13 protein-coding genes, 1 other RNA gene and 1 pseudogene are annotated in these 14,207 nt (G+C 59.3%); 5 read left to right on the forward strand and 10 right to left on the reverse strand.

Features of this window, described 5'->3' with window-relative positions:
* Positions 1-116: 116 nt before the first annotated feature.
* Together V8J88_RS15365 and V8J88_RS15370 are read left to right on the forward strand one after the other, a co-directional pair.
* Complete coding sequence (locus tag V8J88_RS15365; protein WP_338845070.1) at positions 117-1,547, forward strand: patatin-like phospholipase family protein; 1,431 nt, start codon at positions 117-119, stop codon at positions 1,545-1,547.
* A gap of 114 nt (positions 1,548-1,661) precedes the next feature.
* A complete protein-coding gene (locus V8J88_RS15370) occupies positions 1,662-2,567 on the forward strand; it encodes a hypothetical protein (RefSeq protein WP_338845072.1) in 906 nt (301 codons plus the stop codon).
* A 347-nt stretch (positions 2,568-2,914) separates the two neighbouring features.
* Here the strand turns inward: V8J88_RS15370 and V8J88_RS15375 are convergent, their stop codons facing one another.
* Positions 2,915-3,529: a hypothetical protein gene (locus tag V8J88_RS15375; RefSeq protein WP_338845073.1), complete on the reverse strand. Its 615-nt coding sequence runs from the start codon at positions 3,527-3,529 to the stop codon at positions 2,915-2,917.
* 266 nt (positions 3,530-3,795) lie between these two features.
* Between V8J88_RS15375 and V8J88_RS15380 the strand changes: the two genes are divergently transcribed.
* The gene (locus tag V8J88_RS15380; RefSeq protein ID WP_338845074.1) at positions 3,796-4,956 is read left to right on the forward strand and encodes an MFS transporter; all 1,161 of its coding nucleotides are present in this window, start codon (positions 3,796-3,798) and stop codon (positions 4,954-4,956) included.
* Here the strand turns inward: V8J88_RS15380 and V8J88_RS15385 are convergent.
* From V8J88_RS15385 to V8J88_RS15395, 3 genes are all read right to left on the reverse strand, one after another.
* Complete coding sequence (locus V8J88_RS15385) at positions 4,947-6,233, reverse strand: TIGR03118 family protein (RefSeq protein WP_338845075.1); 1,287 nt, start codon at positions 6,231-6,233, stop codon at positions 4,947-4,949. The two genes, V8J88_RS15380 and V8J88_RS15385, sit on opposite strands and share 10 nt — an antisense overlap.
* Before the next feature lie 254 nt (positions 6,234-6,487).
* On the reverse strand, positions 6,488-6,889 hold the full coding sequence (locus V8J88_RS15390; protein ID WP_338845076.1) for a hypothetical protein: 402 nt from the start codon (positions 6,887-6,889) through the stop codon (positions 6,488-6,490).
* Between the two features lie 431 nt (positions 6,890-7,320).
* Complete coding sequence (locus V8J88_RS15395) at positions 7,321-8,163, reverse strand: response regulator (protein ID WP_338845077.1); 843 nt, start codon at positions 8,161-8,163, stop codon at positions 7,321-7,323.
* A gap of 373 nt (positions 8,164-8,536) precedes the next feature.
* Here V8J88_RS15395 and V8J88_RS15400 point away from each other — a divergent pair, with 373 nt between their 5' ends.
* Positions 8,537-8,710, forward strand: a complete 174-nt coding sequence (locus V8J88_RS15400; protein WP_338845078.1) for a hypothetical protein — start codon at positions 8,537-8,539, stop codon at positions 8,708-8,710.
* A gap of 199 nt (positions 8,711-8,909) precedes the next feature.
* Here the strand turns inward: V8J88_RS15400 and V8J88_RS15405 are convergent, their stop codons facing one another.
* The 5 genes and pseudogenes from V8J88_RS15405 to V8J88_RS15425 all read right to left on the reverse strand — a co-directional run bounded on the left by V8J88_RS15405 (position 8,910) and on the right by V8J88_RS15425 (position 12,492).
* Positions 8,910-9,062: a hypothetical protein gene (locus V8J88_RS15405; RefSeq protein WP_338845079.1), complete on the reverse strand. Its 153-nt coding sequence runs from the start codon at positions 9,060-9,062 to the stop codon at positions 8,910-8,912.
* 354 nt (positions 9,063-9,416) lie between these two features.
* A pseudogene (locus tag V8J88_RS15410) lies at positions 9,417-9,575 on the reverse strand (ZIP family metal transporter); the annotation flags it as partial.
* Positions 9,576-9,580: 5 nt separating this feature from the next.
* Entirely contained in the window at positions 9,581-9,838 is a 258-nt protein-coding gene (locus tag V8J88_RS15415; RefSeq protein WP_338845080.1) for a hypothetical protein, read from the reverse strand.
* Positions 9,839-10,040: 202 nt separating this feature from the next.
* Positions 10,041-10,401: a transfer-messenger RNA gene (ssrA, locus tag V8J88_RS15420) on the reverse strand.
* A 60-nt stretch (positions 10,402-10,461) separates the two neighbouring features.
* Entirely contained in the window at positions 10,462-12,492 is a 2,031-nt protein-coding gene (locus tag V8J88_RS15425; RefSeq protein WP_338845081.1) for a lipoxygenase family protein, read from the reverse strand.
* A gap of 250 nt (positions 12,493-12,742) precedes the next feature.
* On the opposite strand from V8J88_RS15425, the gene V8J88_RS15430 reads away from it, so the two are divergent.
* Positions 12,743-12,901: a hypothetical protein gene (locus V8J88_RS15430; protein ID WP_338845082.1), complete on the forward strand. Its 159-nt coding sequence runs from the start codon at positions 12,743-12,745 to the stop codon at positions 12,899-12,901.
* 44 nt (positions 12,902-12,945) lie between these two features.
* Here V8J88_RS15430 and V8J88_RS15435 read toward each other — a convergent pair whose 3' ends face one another.
* Positions 12,946-14,094 (reverse strand): trypsin-like peptidase domain-containing protein, encoded by a 1,149-nt coding sequence (locus V8J88_RS15435; RefSeq protein WP_338845083.1) that lies wholly within the window; start codon positions 14,092-14,094, stop codon positions 12,946-12,948.
* Positions 14,095-14,207: the final 113 nt, after the last annotated feature.

The raw sequence follows: 14,207 nt of genomic DNA on the forward strand, positions 1-14,207 counted from the left end.
GGCTGCTGTCATGCGCTTACCCTGCGCATGCAACACCGCATACCGGCGGCGCGCGGCGCGCATGGCATACTTACAGGGCGCAGGCTGTGCGCACGCATTGTTTTCAAGGAATGCAAATGACCTCCCCCTTCGCGATTTTTGCGCGCCGCATGCTGCGGCGCAGCCTGACCCTGCTACTGCTGCTCAGTCTGGGCGCTTGCGCCATCAAAGCCAATAACCGCAGCGTGAATCAGCCGATGACGGCGGAATTTGCGGCGCATGTGCAACAGGGCCGGCTGCCAATCGCCGGCGAATCCGTGATTGCCTTATCGCTCTCCGGCGGCGGCGTGCGCGCCGCCGCGTTTGGCCTGGGCGCACTGCAAGCGCTGGCCGGCGCGCCGGGCGAAGCGGATGTGTTTGATGATCTGAGCTTTATCTCCAGCGTCTCCGGCGGCTCGCTGACTGCCGCCTACACCGGCTTATATGGCCGCGCGGTATTGCAGGACTTCCGCCAGCAAGTCTTATACCGCGATCTGGAACAGGATATGCGGCGCTCGCTGTGGTCGCCCGCCAATTTGCTGCGTTTGGCCGGCGGCGGCGTGAACGATTTGAGCAATATGGCGCATATCCTCGACCGCGATATCTTTCACGGCGCCACATTTGCCGACCTGTACCGGCGCCAGCGGCCTGAAATCTGGATCAACGCCAGCGATGTGTATAACCGCACTCCCTTCCCCTTTATTCCCGCCGTATTTGACGCGCTGTGCAGCGATTTATCGCAATTGCCGCTGTCAGAAGCAGTCGCCGCCTCCATGGCGGTGCCGCTGGTGTTTGCCCCCATCGTCCTGAAAACCTATCCGGAAGATTGCAGCGCGCCGCTGCCGGATTGGATGTTTGACAACCAGCAATTGCGCCAACTGCCGGCGCTCACGCGCGCTTTTGCCGCCGCCGCGCGCAATTACCGCAACCCGCAGCGCATGCGCTATATCAAACTGGTGGATGGCGGCGTGACCGACAATAATGGTCTGGCCAGTATTTTGCTGGTGAACTCAATGCGCCCCAACGCCTACGGCCCCTTCACCCATGAAGAGGCGATACGCTTGAAACGCCTGCTGTTTCTGGTGGTGGACGCCGGGCGTCCGGTGAGCGGCGAATGGGCCAAGCAGGCCGAAGGGCCGAGCGCCTTTGATTTATCGCTGGCGACCACCGACACCGCCACCGATTCCGCCACCCGCACCGCGATGGATGCGTTTTTCGCCATGGTCAACAATCTGCGTCAGCGCCTGGTGACGCAACGCTGCCAATTAACGCGCGCCGAGATCGAACGGGTGCTGGGCGCGCACGCGCAGTGGCGCTGCGACGAGCTGGAGATGACGGTCGGCGCGGTCGGTTTTGACGATCTGGATGGCGCGCTGGCGGAACGTCTGCGCAATATGCCAACCCGGCTCAGTCTGCCCAAAGAAGATATTGACGCCGCCATCGCCGCCGGCCAAAGCGCCGTGCAGCGCCACCCGGCCTTTCAGCGCTATCGCGCACAGCGCCTGGGACAGCAGGCCGGCACGCCATAACAAGCGTGGCAAAACGCTGTTACACAAAAGCCCCGGCGCCGCACGCCGGCAAGGCGGACGGCCAGCCGAATGCAGGTAAGATAAGCGCCAATAATATTTGATAAAGGACTGCGCATGCCCAGCCCGCGCCCCCTGTTTTCCTGTCTCAGCATTCTGGCTGTGAGCGTGGCCATGGCGGCCTGCTCGCGCTACGGCAAAGAGATTCCGCCCGGCCAGCTGCAAGCCGCGCGCGGCTTTGCCGCAGCACAGTCCGCCGGCGTCTTGCAAGACAGCGCCTTGAATGAAATTTCCGGCTGCGCCGCCAGCCGGCGCCAGCCCGGTCTGCTGTGGCTGCACAATGACTCGGGCGACAGCGCGCGCATTTTTGCAGTCAATCACAAAGGCGTTTTGCAAAAAACTTATACGCTGGAGGGGGTGAAAGCGAATGATTTTGAAGACATCGCGATCGGCCCCGGCCCGCAGGCAGGCGAGCACTATCTTTATCTGGGCGATATCGGCGACAACTGGGGCTGGCGGCGCAGCGCGCAAGTGTATCGCATGGCCGAACCGGACAGCGCGCAGCCGGGCGCCAGCTTGCGCCCGGAAAGCTTCACCATCCACTACCCCGGCGGCGCACTGGATGCGGAAACCCTGATGCTGGACCCGGCAAATGGCGATTTATACATAGTCAGCAAGCGCGAAACGCCAAACCGCGTGTTCCGCTTCCGCGCCCCGCTGCGCGATGGCGGCGTATATACCGGCGAAGAAGTGGGGCAAGTAAATATCGATTGGCTCACCGGCGGCGATATTTCCGCCGATGGCGCGCAAATCCTGTTACGCACCGTGCGCCACATCTATTTATGGCAACGCGCGCCGGGCGAAAGCATCGCCGCCGCCCTGCAACGCGCGCCGCTGCAAGCCCCCGCCGGCAAAGAACATCAAGGCGAAGCCGTATGCTGGGCCGCCAATGGGCGCGACTATTACAGCCTGTCTGAAGGCAAACAGCAACATCTGTATTTTTACCGGCATACCGGGCCATAAAGCTGCGCAGGCAGCGCCGGTCCAGCAGCCGCTTCGGCCTGCCCGGCAAATCGCTGGGTGAAAATCTGCAGGAAGATGCGCGGGGACGCATCTGGACCGGAGAAATGGTGATCGAACCGGACACCATGCGCATGACCCGCATCAGCCGCGCCGATGGCATGGACTTGGGCGCCGCCTAATGGCGAATTCAGCGCACCCGGGGCCCTGGCGCTGCCGGCGCAAACCGCGCAAGCCAACGCCGCACGCTTGACGCTCCCCCCGCCCGGGCCAGGGCAGCCGGATGCAGCTGCGCATCCCGCAATATCTGCCCCCGGCGCCCGGGCAAAGCGCATAAAGCCCCGGGCGGCTCAACACTGCCACAACATTTTTGCGCCCCCCTTCTGACAGGCGCAGCGGAACACATAGGCGCAACCGCCGCCGAAGTTCATTTCGACGTCGGGATCCGGGCCCTGCTCCAGCTGCGCAACAAACTGCATAGGCTGCTCGCAGGCATCGCATTGCGGCGTCGCATCGCCCTGCAGCCACAGAGGCTGGCCGCCAAGCTGTCCCAGCACTTCGCGCGGCAGCGCCGCATGTTCTGCCGCCCACGCCATTCTGGCCTGATCATAATGCGCCAAGTCGGCTTCCACCAACTGCGCGCCATAACGCAGCGCAAGCACAGTTTCACCCTCTTCTGGCGGCGTGATCAATTGCAGATCATCCGGGCTGACGGCAAGCACCCGATTGGCGCCTTCATCCGCATCCCATTCCGCACAGCCGCCCGGCTCATTCTGGCACATAAACAGCAACAGCAACTCCTCTGGCGAAGAGCGGATCTGCCCCAGAAATTGCATATTTCCCTCGCAGCTGCTGCATTGCGGCCAGACAAAGCTTGAGGCCGCTGCGCTGGGCCGGCCGCCAAACACCGTCTGCGCGGTGACGGTTTGTTCCGCGTCCGGCTGATGAATCAATAATGTGCTCATGGTCATTACCTTTCAGAATAGATGCCTTCCCAGCATAGCAAAGCAACGCACCTTCAGCCATGCAAGACAAGGCGCATTCCGGCGCATTTGCGTTGTCAGCCGGGGCGGCTTAATATGCATACCCTGGATTGCCGCCAACACGCAAATCACGCTATTCCCGAGCCCCCATGCCCAAGCCGCAGCCATGGCGCCTGGCCCCGGCCAGCGCAGATGCGCCGCAAAATATCATGCCGGCAAATCAGCCCTGATCCGACCGAAAGACCCGTATGTCCCTGATTCCAGCGCATCTCAGCTTAGCCTTTACCTTATTCAGCCTGACCGCCGCCGTGAATGTGCAAGCGCCGCTGTATGCCGCCTACGCCGCACGCGATGGCTATGGCGTATTAGCCACCACGCTCGCCTTTTCCTGCTATGTGCTGGGAGTGTTGCCGGTCTTGCTGACATTGGGCGGCTTATCCGACCGCATCGGCCGCAAGCCGGTTATGCTGCTCGCGCTGGCGCTGTCAGCCAGCGCCACCGTTCTGATGCTGCTCTCGCCGCATATTCCCAGCCTGATGCTGGCGCGTTTTTTATTGGGGCTGGGCACCGCTCTGATGTCAGCCACCGCCACCGCCTACATGATTGAATTACTGGGACAGGCCGATAGCAGCAGAGGAGCGAATTGGGTGACTGCCAGCAGCTCCATCGGCTTTGGCATGGGGCCGGCCATCACCAGCCTGTGCCTGCTGTGGCAAGACAGCTTGCGCCCGCTCAGTTTTTACGCTGTCCTGGCGGCGTTGAGCGCCTGCGCCCTGCTGCTGTGGCGCCTGCCGGCGACGGACTTGCCAGGCAGCGGCGCGCGGGCGCCCATGTTGCGCCTGCCGTATTTCAACCGCGCGGTATGCTGGTATGGCGCAGCGATTTTTTTATGCTGGGCCAGCACCGGACTGGTGTTATCGATTTTGCCCGGCGTCCTGGCCAAACAATCCATGAGCCAATACGCCGGCCTGTGTTCGCTGCTGGCGATCAGTTGCGGCCTGCTGTTTCAACCGATGGCCAGAAAACTGCCGCCGCAGCGCGCCACCCTGCTCGGCCTGATGATTTTATTGCCCAGCGTTGCCTTATTGGCCTGGGGCGCATTGCACGGCGTGCTGGCGGCGATTTTAATCGCCTCATTTTGCGCCAGCAGCGCCTGTTATGGCTTTGTGTATCTGGGCGGACTGGCCGGCGTGGCGCACAGCGCGGGCGCGGAAAAAGCGCGCGCCAGCGCCGCCTATTTCCTGCTGGCCTATCTGGGCTTGAGTCTGCCGGTGATGCTGACCGGCCTGATCGCCGACCACTTCGGCATCGCCAGCGCATTCTATGTCTTCGGCCTGCTGCTGCTCGGCGGCACGCTGGCGCTGTACGCCAGCCGCCAGCGCATGGCCGCCGCGCCGTCTCAGTCCTGATAACGCAAGGCGCCGAACACGCCTTGCTTCTCATCATCCGGGCCGGCGGCGAAATACAAAGCATTGCTGTCGCCCAGACTGGCGCCATTGCCAAACTGCAAGCCCCACAAACCGGGAATCGCCACCGGCTTGCCGGCCGCATCGCGCAGCCAGTCATAGAAACGCCCGCTTTGCACATCGTAGGCGGCAATCCGCCCGCTGCCGCCGAAATTGCCGACCAGCAGACAGCCGGACAAGGCGCCAAAGCCCTCCGGCGCAATCGCCATACCCCATGGCGCATTCAAACGCTGATCATCAAACACGCGCAGCAACTCGCCCTGCAAGCTGTACATCACAACCTTGCCGCGATCCGGGCTGGCCCCTTCCTGCTGCGCATCCAGGGCATCTTCTTCGCCCGCCAGAAACTGTCCCGGCTGCGCCGCATCGGCCTGGGTTTTGGCATACGCCACAAACACACGCGGCACGCCGCCAAGGGTCAAAACCTGCACATTGAACGGCGCATAATCGCCCGGCGCCGCTTGGCCAGCCACGCCGCTGGCGAAGGGATTGCGAAAACCCTGCAGCGCGGTTTCCTGCCACTGGTCATTAAACTGACGCAAACGCGGCTGGCGTCCGAAATCGGCCAGCCACAGCGTACTCCAATTATCGGGCCGGATCGCCATGCCAAAAAAAGCCGCGCCATTTGCGCTGTCATCAATCATGGCCAGCGCCGGCCCATCGCGCCGCAGCGGACGGCCCGGATTGGCCGGATCGCGCTCCGTCCAGCCGGACACCACGCCGCCATCGGTAGCGAACAAAAAGCGCGCCGAGCCGCTGAGTTTGCGCGTCACCCCATCCACCTGCACCGGCTGGCCCTCAATCCAGAATTGCCGGCTGTCCAGCGGCGCGCCATTAAACACCGTGCCGGTGGCGAAGCCGCCCTCGCCCACGCCGGGCAGCGTGATCAATTTCAAGTCATCTTGAAACAAGCGGCGCAAAGCCGGATCGGGTGCAGCGCTGACATCGCCCACAAATTGAAATGAATACTGTCCCGCCGTGACCCAAAAATGCCCGCCGGCCCCGGCCGGGCGGATTGAAATGCCCCAGGCATTAATAAATTCATCGCGCTGTAAAAAGGCGCGCAATTCGGGATTGAATTGCGCCAGACTGGCGCTATCCGCCGCCAGAAAACGGCTTTGATAGCGGTTGCCCGCCGTACTCGCGCCGCAGGCGCTGAGCGCCACACTGGCGACGCCTGCCAAGGCCGCCAAAAAACCATTGAACTCTCTACGCTTCATATCTTGAATATTCCAGTGACAAAAAACCGCAGCAGCTGCGGCGGGAAAATCGGGCAGATCTGCAGACCTGCGGTGCACTGGCTGGCGATGGCTGACTGGCGCAAAAAAGGAAGGGGAAAACGCCGCCGCAAGCGGGCGGCGTCAGCCTGGCGGCATTTTACATGCGAATGATTGTTATTCAGGAGAAATTCAGGGTTTGTGCGATTGCCTTTGCCACACAGCGTCAGCACGCAGCCCCTCATTGGGAGACAGGATCACCTGCGCAAAGTCTCAAGTAATTGCCAAGAAGACTTGCCCGGTATTCGACATTCCCAGAAGCGCCACCCGTTCACAGAGCTGCCGGTGACTAATCTGGCTGCAGCAGAAGGAGAATCACAGTGTGCGCCGTTACTCAACACGAGCGCGCCATTTTCAACACGCGCGGTGTGAATCTGGCCTTTATAGCTGGCGCGAAACTCGGTTCCCACAGGAAACCGCACACCTTTGGCAACCCAGTCACCGGATGATTGAGCATTGCCTTGCGCGACAGAATTGGCTGGCGCAGCTTCAGCCAAGCCAAGCAAACCTCGAATCACATCGTTGTAGGTGACATGCTCGGTTGCCCGGCGAAAGGTGAGTTGTTTATAAACTTCAAAATCAACTTCAATGGAATACATGCTCGACTCCTTTTTAAATAGAACTGGCCGGATGCTCTGGCAGAAACAAGAGTACTATAGCACTTAAAGATACTTAAATCAAAACTTCGAGGAAAGCGGCAAAGATCAGCTTCAGCAGGATCAGGATGCTGCGCAGGGAGGCCGGATACACGGATCAAGAGTACTTTCCGCCACGCCGGACACTGGCAAGCAACGCCGTTTGCGGCGCTATGATCACAGCGCAGATGCGCAGCTTGATGAAATGACGCCACAGGGGCGATATGGCGCAGTTGAGAGGAGGAAGTGGTGCTGACAGATTGACGCGAAAATCAGGCCGCCTGACGCAATCCGCGCGCCAGGGCCGCAGTAAAGCCAGACAGGCCGGCGAAGCAATGCCGGCCTGCCGCCGCCGGAGAAATCCGGCAACCAACGCCAACCAGGGCGTGCAGCGCTTAACGTCCCATAGAAATAAATTTTTTCAAGACCAGCATGACCTGATTGATGGCGATGGGTTTATCGAGCATGCCTTCCGCGCCGGCGGCGTGCGCCGCCTCGCTGTCATATTCGCGGCCACGCTCAAGCAGCAAAATCACCGCGCAGCGCCGCGCAATGCCCTGACTGGCGGCTTGCGCGGAAACGATTTGCTTGATGTCGCGACACATGGCGTAAGGATCAAAGCCCATATTGGTGTTAAGCAACACCACGCCGACCGGATTGCGATTGCAATACGCCATCACTTCATCCGGGCGCGACAATTGATCAGCCGCCAGATGGTAGCGCGACAGCAATTCATTTAATTGATCGCATAAATGTTGCTGATGATCGACCAGCAACACTCCGCCATGGACCGCCGGGCGGCGCATTTTGATGTACTCGGATTGATCTGTCAGATCAAAATCAATGCGCGGGCGGCGTCTGCGGTCTGGCACGGAAACCAGTTCATGCGCCGCCAGGCGGGAAATAGAATCCGCGCGCACGCCAACCAAAATCGCCAAGTGCTGCAAGAGTTTTTCCCACACCACAGGATGCGGGGCCCAAGGCCATGGCACATCCAGCGATGGTTTGCCAATCAGCAAAGCCGGCTGCGCCGCGCCCGGATTCAAACCGGACAAACTCGCCAAAGCTTTCGGGTCTAAGCCATTCACCAGATACAAATCAGGATCTTGCAAGCTGTCTTCGTGCAAACAGTAATAACCGGGGGTGACAGATTGCTCAGCAGCGAAGCGCATGCGGAAATCGGCAGTCTGCTGCGCATCAAAGCCGATCAGACGCAGGGCGAAGGGGTAGGTTTGCATATTATTGTGCTTTCGGCAAAGGTGAAATCCCGCTGCATGCAAATGCTGCATGCGCCAGATGGGAGTTTGCCGGGTTTTAGGGCTGGCTGCAACTTGCGTTTATGTCAAAGCGGGCGGGCCGGGCTGAAATACAGCAAGGCGGAATCAAGTAAACGCGGGGCACGCCCGGCGCCAAGGACATGTGCCTATTTCGGCATGCAGATCGGCACAAACGCGGCATTGCATTGGAGCTGAAGCCATGCTCAAAAACATAGCACAGAGGCAGGCAAGAACAGCGCGACTGGACTTTGCGACATACCGGATTGCAAGCAGACTGCCACCCTCAGTGCGGATCACAGCTGCTGCGCGACGGCCAGGATGGTTTTGCAGATCTATGGAAAATGCCGCAAAAAGAGCGCTGCAAGTGTTTGCAGGCTGGCGGTTTATCAACATTCGTAAGAGCCGGCGTCAAGCGCGCCATCGGATTCAATCTGTTTCAGCAGCAAGCCCTGCACGATGCGTATTTCTCGCATTCAGTTTCGGCATGCGCCTTGGCGATTTCTGCTGAGACCTTGCCCGCGACCTGCAGCATCTCCCTATGCCACAGTTTCTGGCAGCCACTCAGGTGTGCTTCGCAATCTTGCATGGTCATGGGAATGCGGCGCATAGCCTGCAGTTCGACCATATCCAGATGAGGACAAGCCCTAATCAATCGAAACCCCTGACCGGCACTAAGAAGCAATACCGGTCAGGCAGCAAGCGCATGCTTAAAACAGAAAATCAGGCTGCGGATTGGCGATCAAGGTGACGGCATCGTTTGCGGACGCCAGATTAAAGTAGTCATTCTTGATAAAGTTGTCATGATCATCGTCTTCAACATCTTCTTCTGGAAGCAAAAATAAGTTCAGCAGTTCGGACATACATTTCTCCTGTTGAGTGATAAGTGAATCGACACGGAATCGTTCCGCGCAATAATTGTATTGTATCACAGCAACTTTTTTTTGAATAGCATTACAGCACAACAGTGGTGAAATTTTTCAAATCAGGCAGATCAGAAGAGAGGCGCTCGCAGCTGTCAAAGCCCCATCACGGAAAGATCTCCGCCCCGCTGGCGCGAGACGCCAGCGCCTTGCCAGCATAGCCGCGCTTGTTTTGCACACTGCGGCGCAATGGAAAAATGCCGGCGCAAGAATGCACGCTGAATCGACCGCGTTTCCGCGCCAACAATCTTCGTCGCGCGCCATGCCCCCCCATCACAGCAGAGAAACGCCGATGCCGGCTGCCAGCAATATGGCGAAATCGCCGACCTCTTGCGGTATTTCATGCGCCACCACGGCCAAGGTGGTGGCCCAGCCCAAGGCCGGGTCAGTCAGAAAAGCCGCAGCAATCAACAGCCCGTCTGTAAAATTGTGCACCCCATCGCCGACCTGAATGCCAATCACAGCGGGAGCGGCAGGCGACTGAGCAGGCGCGTCAGGCCGTCATGGCCAATAGCATCGAAAACTTCGAGCCCGTATTCAACAAGCAGCTTGAGAACCTGTTCATCGAGCGCATGCATGGCAACGAAGAAATCTTTGTACGTCTGATGAACGATGAGGCGTTCAGGAATATTGCGGCGAGCCATCTGATGCGGGCCGTGTACCAACAGGTTAAGGCGGCGGAGAATTGAATCTGTTTCAAAAGATAAGCCCGGCATGAGCCGGGCTTATCTTTTGCGGGGGCGGGCGCTTTCGCTGCGTTTTTGCCTCACTTGCGCTACCGCCCACGGAACTGCTCGCAAAGCGCTGTTTCTGGTCTTTGCTCGCCCCGCGTCCGTACCGGACGCGGATACGCGCTGCTGCGTCGATCTGATTCAAATGAAAATGGCCACACAAGGTGGCCATTTTCATTTGAATCAGTGGTGGAGGCGGCGGGAATCGAACCCGCGTCCGCAAGCCCTCTACAGGCAGTTCTACATACTTAGCGCTGTCATTTAATTTAATCCTGACGCCGCGGACGCACACGCTGCTTCAGGACGAGTCCACCTATTGTTTAAGTTTGAATCAAGCGGCCCGACTCAAACCGATTCCCTGTAAATGACTCCGCTGCTGTTGCCAGCCCGCCCCAGGGAAGAAGCGGTGCGGAGCAGGCCGGGATTAAGCGGCCAGTGCGTACGAGTTATCGTTAGCGTTTGTTTTTTTCTGGATGTATTTACGAGGTAACCAGTCCTCGGTATGCCCTGCTCTGCTTTGCAACCCACGTCGAAACCAGGTCGCCCCCAGATGAGAAACGATTATAACCGCATTTCTCACCCTGCGCTGCGCAAACCGGATTGCGCACTCAAATGCTGACGCTGTTCGGAATCAAGGACGGCAGCTGATACACATACGGCAGCACGCGGTGTTGATTGCGTTTGCGGATCTCGACTTCGATTTGCGCCAATTCGGCTTGGAAGGCCGCCACCACATCGCGCGCCTTGTCATCCTGAAAATACGGGGTGCAGGGCGAGCCGGGGTAGTGTCCCAGGGTGTCATATTGAATATCACTGAGCAAATATTCAAAGGAAAAGGTGTACAACACCAGGTCCAGCGGCGGATACCAGGGCAGCAAATCGGCGCGCTGCTGCAATTGCGTGGCGCGGGTCGGCATCGGCCGGTACACCGTGCCGATCACGCAGGGCGCATACGACATCAGCGGGAATTGCGCATAGTTCACTGCGGCATGCTTTGGCCCGCACACATAAATCAAGCCGGCGATCAATTCAATTAAATATTCCAGGCTGTCGATTTCATAGGGACGCGCCGGGTCGCCGGTGGCGCGCAGACCGCGCAAGCCCTGCCAGGCGGCATGGCGCGGTGAGCACAGTTCATGGATGAAGCCTTGCAATTCCATATCCTCGCGCACATCGCCGTCATGCCGGTAATACAGGCGCAGATAAGCGCTGACATAGTTTTTAATCGCACGCCAGATCAATAAGGTATCGTCGCGGAAAGGAAATTCGGGCAAGTCCTGCACCCCGCGCAAGGCGAACAGGCGCTCCGGGTTGCAGTCATCGAATTGGCGTTGCAAGAAAGTCTGGCGCACCATTTCCAGCGAGCTGTGCAAATCCGGCCCGACATTGCAGGCCACCACCCCGCCCGGCGCGATCAGGCTTTTGCGCGCGGTGTCGTTGATGGAAATGGTGAAACGGAAATGCGGCTTGAGCAAAATCATCAGCGGGTGTTCTTGCGCCAACTGGCGGTTAGCGGCCAGAATCGCCGGTTCCGGCATCAGATGACACTCGCCAAAGTGCGCCACCGATTCATGGTGAATCGCCTGCATCACATTCACCAGATGCTTGGCCAAGAGCCATTTCAAACCGTTTTCATCCTGCGCGCCCATGCTGTCATTCGGCGTGAAAATCGGCGCGCTTTCGGCGTCATGCGCCTGCGCCAATTGAATCGCCAGCGGCTGCATGGCGGCGCGTCCGGGCGGATAACCGGGGCCGGGTTGCGGATTCCAATAAAACAGCGCCAGCGGCGCGCACACATAACGCGTGAGGCCGAATAACTCGCTGTTCTTGGCGCCGTCCAGAATCGCGTAATCACAGACATACAAGCGCTTGAGTTCGGCGGCGCGCTGCAAACTCATCTGCGCATCACCGCAAATGCTCTGAAAAGCGGCATCGGTGAGCGGGATTTTTTGCAGCACAGCGGAGAGCGGCATGGCGTGGCGCATGCCATGCTCTGCGCCGTCCGGGTACACGCCGCGCAGCAAGGTGGTGTTAAAGCCGGCAATCTGCAGCCAGCCGAAATACCAGTCCTGCAAACAGGGTTGCTCATCGGCCTGCATCCATGGCGCGCTTTCAATACACAAGGCGGCAGGGGTGCGGAAACTGGCAAACAGGGCGGCGAAGTCATCTTCGCTTTCGGCGCGCAAATGCTGATGCGCCGCCTCCGGCAAGGTGTAGCGCAAGAGCGATTTGAGCAAAGCGGTCGCGCCTTCCTTGCCGCTTTCCTGATACACCTTGTGCAAGCCATTGGCCAGGTGCAATAAATCCTGCGCCATATCGGCGCGCCCGCTTTGCGCATAGACATTGAACAAACCCATCATGACACGGCGGAAATTGTCCACAATCTGCTCAATGCTGTGCGCCACCATCATCTTGTAGTCCGCTGTAAAGCGCTCGCCGCGCGGCACGCCGGCGCTAAATGGCACACCGTCCAGATAGGTGTGAGTGTAGTTATAGCGCACGCGCGACATCTGCAATTGCAATTGGCGCGCGGCGGCCTGCTTGCGTTTGGCGTGTTGCGGCAAAACCGGGGCCGGCCCCAACATGGATTTACCGGATTTCGGCGCTAGGCCGGGCAGCAATGGATTGGCGTTTTTCATGGCGATCTGTGCTTGGCGGGGTGGCTAAGGCCGGACAAAAGTTGCCGGCAGGCATTTATAGCACAGCTATGGCTTTTGCCAAACTTTGTGCATGATTTCCCACATTGAGACTGGGATGAAGCCCCCACTTGACGGGATAAAAGCCCTGGAGGCCGGCCCCGCCCCTGCTTACACTGTCTGGCATGGCAAGTAAGCGATGCCGGTAAGCATCTGGCCAGCCTTTCCCGTTTTTCCTTTTTTGGAGCTTGATATGACGCACAGCACACAGCACAGCTTGATCGAATTGGCTGCACACGAATTGCAGCACGTCAGCGGCGGCGCGTATTTTTGGGATGACCGCGCGCTCACCTCCAGCGGCAGCGGCAGTACCGATACGCCGGGCAACACCCTGATTCCCTTGCCGCGCTGAGGCGGGCTTGGCAGCGCGCCATACGGCGGCGCGCTGCGCCTGCCTCACACCCCCGGCTGTAATTCGACTTGCACCTCGCGTTGCACGCCATCGCGCTCAACCGTCAAACGCACCACATCGCCAACCCGTTTTTCATCCAGGCGGCTTAACAGGTTTTGCACATTCTTGATTTCTTTACCATCCAGCGCATGGATAATGTCGCCGGCCATGATGCCGCCCTGGGCATTGCTTTGCACGCCTTTCAAGCCGGCGCGCTCGGCGGCGGAGCCGGGATTGGCGCGCAAAATGAAGACGCCGCTTTTGCCGCTTAATTGCTGCAGACGCGCATTCAGCCTTTCATCGGCTTCGATGCCGAGCGCGGGACGGCTGTATTTGCCGCTTTTGATCAGCTGCGGCACAACCCGCATCACGGTATCCACCGGCACCGCAAAACCAATCCCGGCGGAAGCGCCGGACGGGCTGTAAATCGCGGTGTTAATGCCGATCAGGCGCCCGGCGGAGTCCAGCAGCGGGCCACCCGAATTACCGGGGTTAATCGCGGCGTCGGTCTGAATCAAATGTTCAATCGGGGCCCCGCCCTTCTCGCCGGCCAGACTGCGGTCGAGTGCGGAAATAATGCCATTGGTGAGCGTCCAGTCCAGGCCGAAGGGATTGCCGATGGCGAACACTTTCTGTCCCACTTTTAAATTCGCGCTCTCGCCAATCGGCACGGCGGGCGGACGTTTGAAGCCGACGCCGATTTTCAAGACCGCGATATCATGCGCCGGGCTGGTTCCGACCAGACTGGCCTGGTAATCGCGCCCATCGGCGAGTTTGACGGTGGCTTGCGCTGCGCCCTGGATCACATGGAAATTGGTCACCACATGGCCCGCATCATCCCAGATAAAGCCGGAGCCGGAGCCGCGCGGCACAGCCATGACATTGCGCGTCCAGGCGTCGCGCACCAGTTGCGCGGTGCTGATAAACACCACGGAATCGCGCGACTTTTCAAATAATTCAATAGTGGCGCGCTCATCAGCAGCCAAATCGCCGCGCGGGGTAATGCTGCGCTCACTGCCTTGACGCGGACTGAACCAGGCTTCCAACACCGGTAAAAACCGCCACAACAGCATGAGTGCGGCAATGCCGAAGCAGACAATGGCAAAACGCTTGAGAAAACGGTCAGCTGGCGCTTGGGGCGTCGGGGTGTGCATGCAAACTCCGGTTGAGAGTGGGAAATCAGAGGTGAATTGTAGCCAATCAGGCTGCTTTCCGGCGCGCTGTTTTTTGTGGCATGCGGCGCATCGTCTCCAAAGCAAATATGGCG

The sequence above is a fragment of the Massilia sp. W12 genome, from assembly GCF_037300705.1.
GTDB lineage: Bacteria > Pseudomonadota > Gammaproteobacteria > Burkholderiales > Burkholderiaceae_D > JACPVY01.

Excerpts from the sequence above, each read along its gene's own strand:
- V8J88_RS15365 (WP_338845070.1), top strand. The coding sequence starts at position 117 with ATGACCTCCCCCTTCGCGATTTTTGCGCGCCGCATGCTGCGGCGCAGC.
- V8J88_RS15370 (WP_338845072.1), top strand. The coding sequence starts at position 1,662 with ATGCCCAGCCCGCGCCCCCTGTTTTCCTGTCTCAGCATTCTGGCTGTG.
- V8J88_RS15375 (WP_338845073.1), bottom strand. The coding sequence starts at position 3,529 with ATGAGCACATTATTGATTCATCAGCCGGACGCGGAACAAACCGTCACC.
- V8J88_RS15380 (WP_338845074.1), top strand. The coding sequence starts at position 3,796 with ATGTCCCTGATTCCAGCGCATCTCAGCTTAGCCTTTACCTTATTCAGC.
- V8J88_RS15385 (WP_338845075.1), bottom strand. The coding sequence starts at position 6,233 with ATGAAGCGTAGAGAGTTCAATGGTTTTTTGGCGGCCTTGGCAGGCGTC.
- V8J88_RS15390 (WP_338845076.1), bottom strand. The coding sequence starts at position 6,889 with ATGTATTCCATTGAAGTTGATTTTGAAGTTTATAAACAACTCACCTTT.
- V8J88_RS15395 (WP_338845077.1), bottom strand. The coding sequence starts at position 8,163 with ATGCAAACCTACCCCTTCGCCCTGCGTCTGATCGGCTTTGATGCGCAG.
- V8J88_RS15400 (WP_338845078.1), top strand. The coding sequence starts at position 8,537 with ATGGAAAATGCCGCAAAAAGAGCGCTGCAAGTGTTTGCAGGCTGGCGG.
- V8J88_RS15405 (WP_338845079.1), bottom strand. The coding sequence starts at position 9,062 with ATGTCCGAACTGCTGAACTTATTTTTGCTTCCAGAAGAAGATGTTGAA.
- V8J88_RS15415 (WP_338845080.1), bottom strand. The coding sequence starts at position 9,838 with ATGCCGGGCTTATCTTTTGAAACAGATTCAATTCTCCGCCGCCTTAAC.
- V8J88_RS15425 (WP_338845081.1), bottom strand. The coding sequence starts at position 12,492 with ATGAAAAACGCCAATCCATTGCTGCCCGGCCTAGCGCCGAAATCCGGT.
- V8J88_RS15430 (WP_338845082.1), top strand. The coding sequence starts at position 12,743 with ATGACGCACAGCACACAGCACAGCTTGATCGAATTGGCTGCACACGAA.
- V8J88_RS15435 (WP_338845083.1), bottom strand. The coding sequence starts at position 14,094 with ATGCACACCCCGACGCCCCAAGCGCCAGCTGACCGTTTTCTCAAGCGT.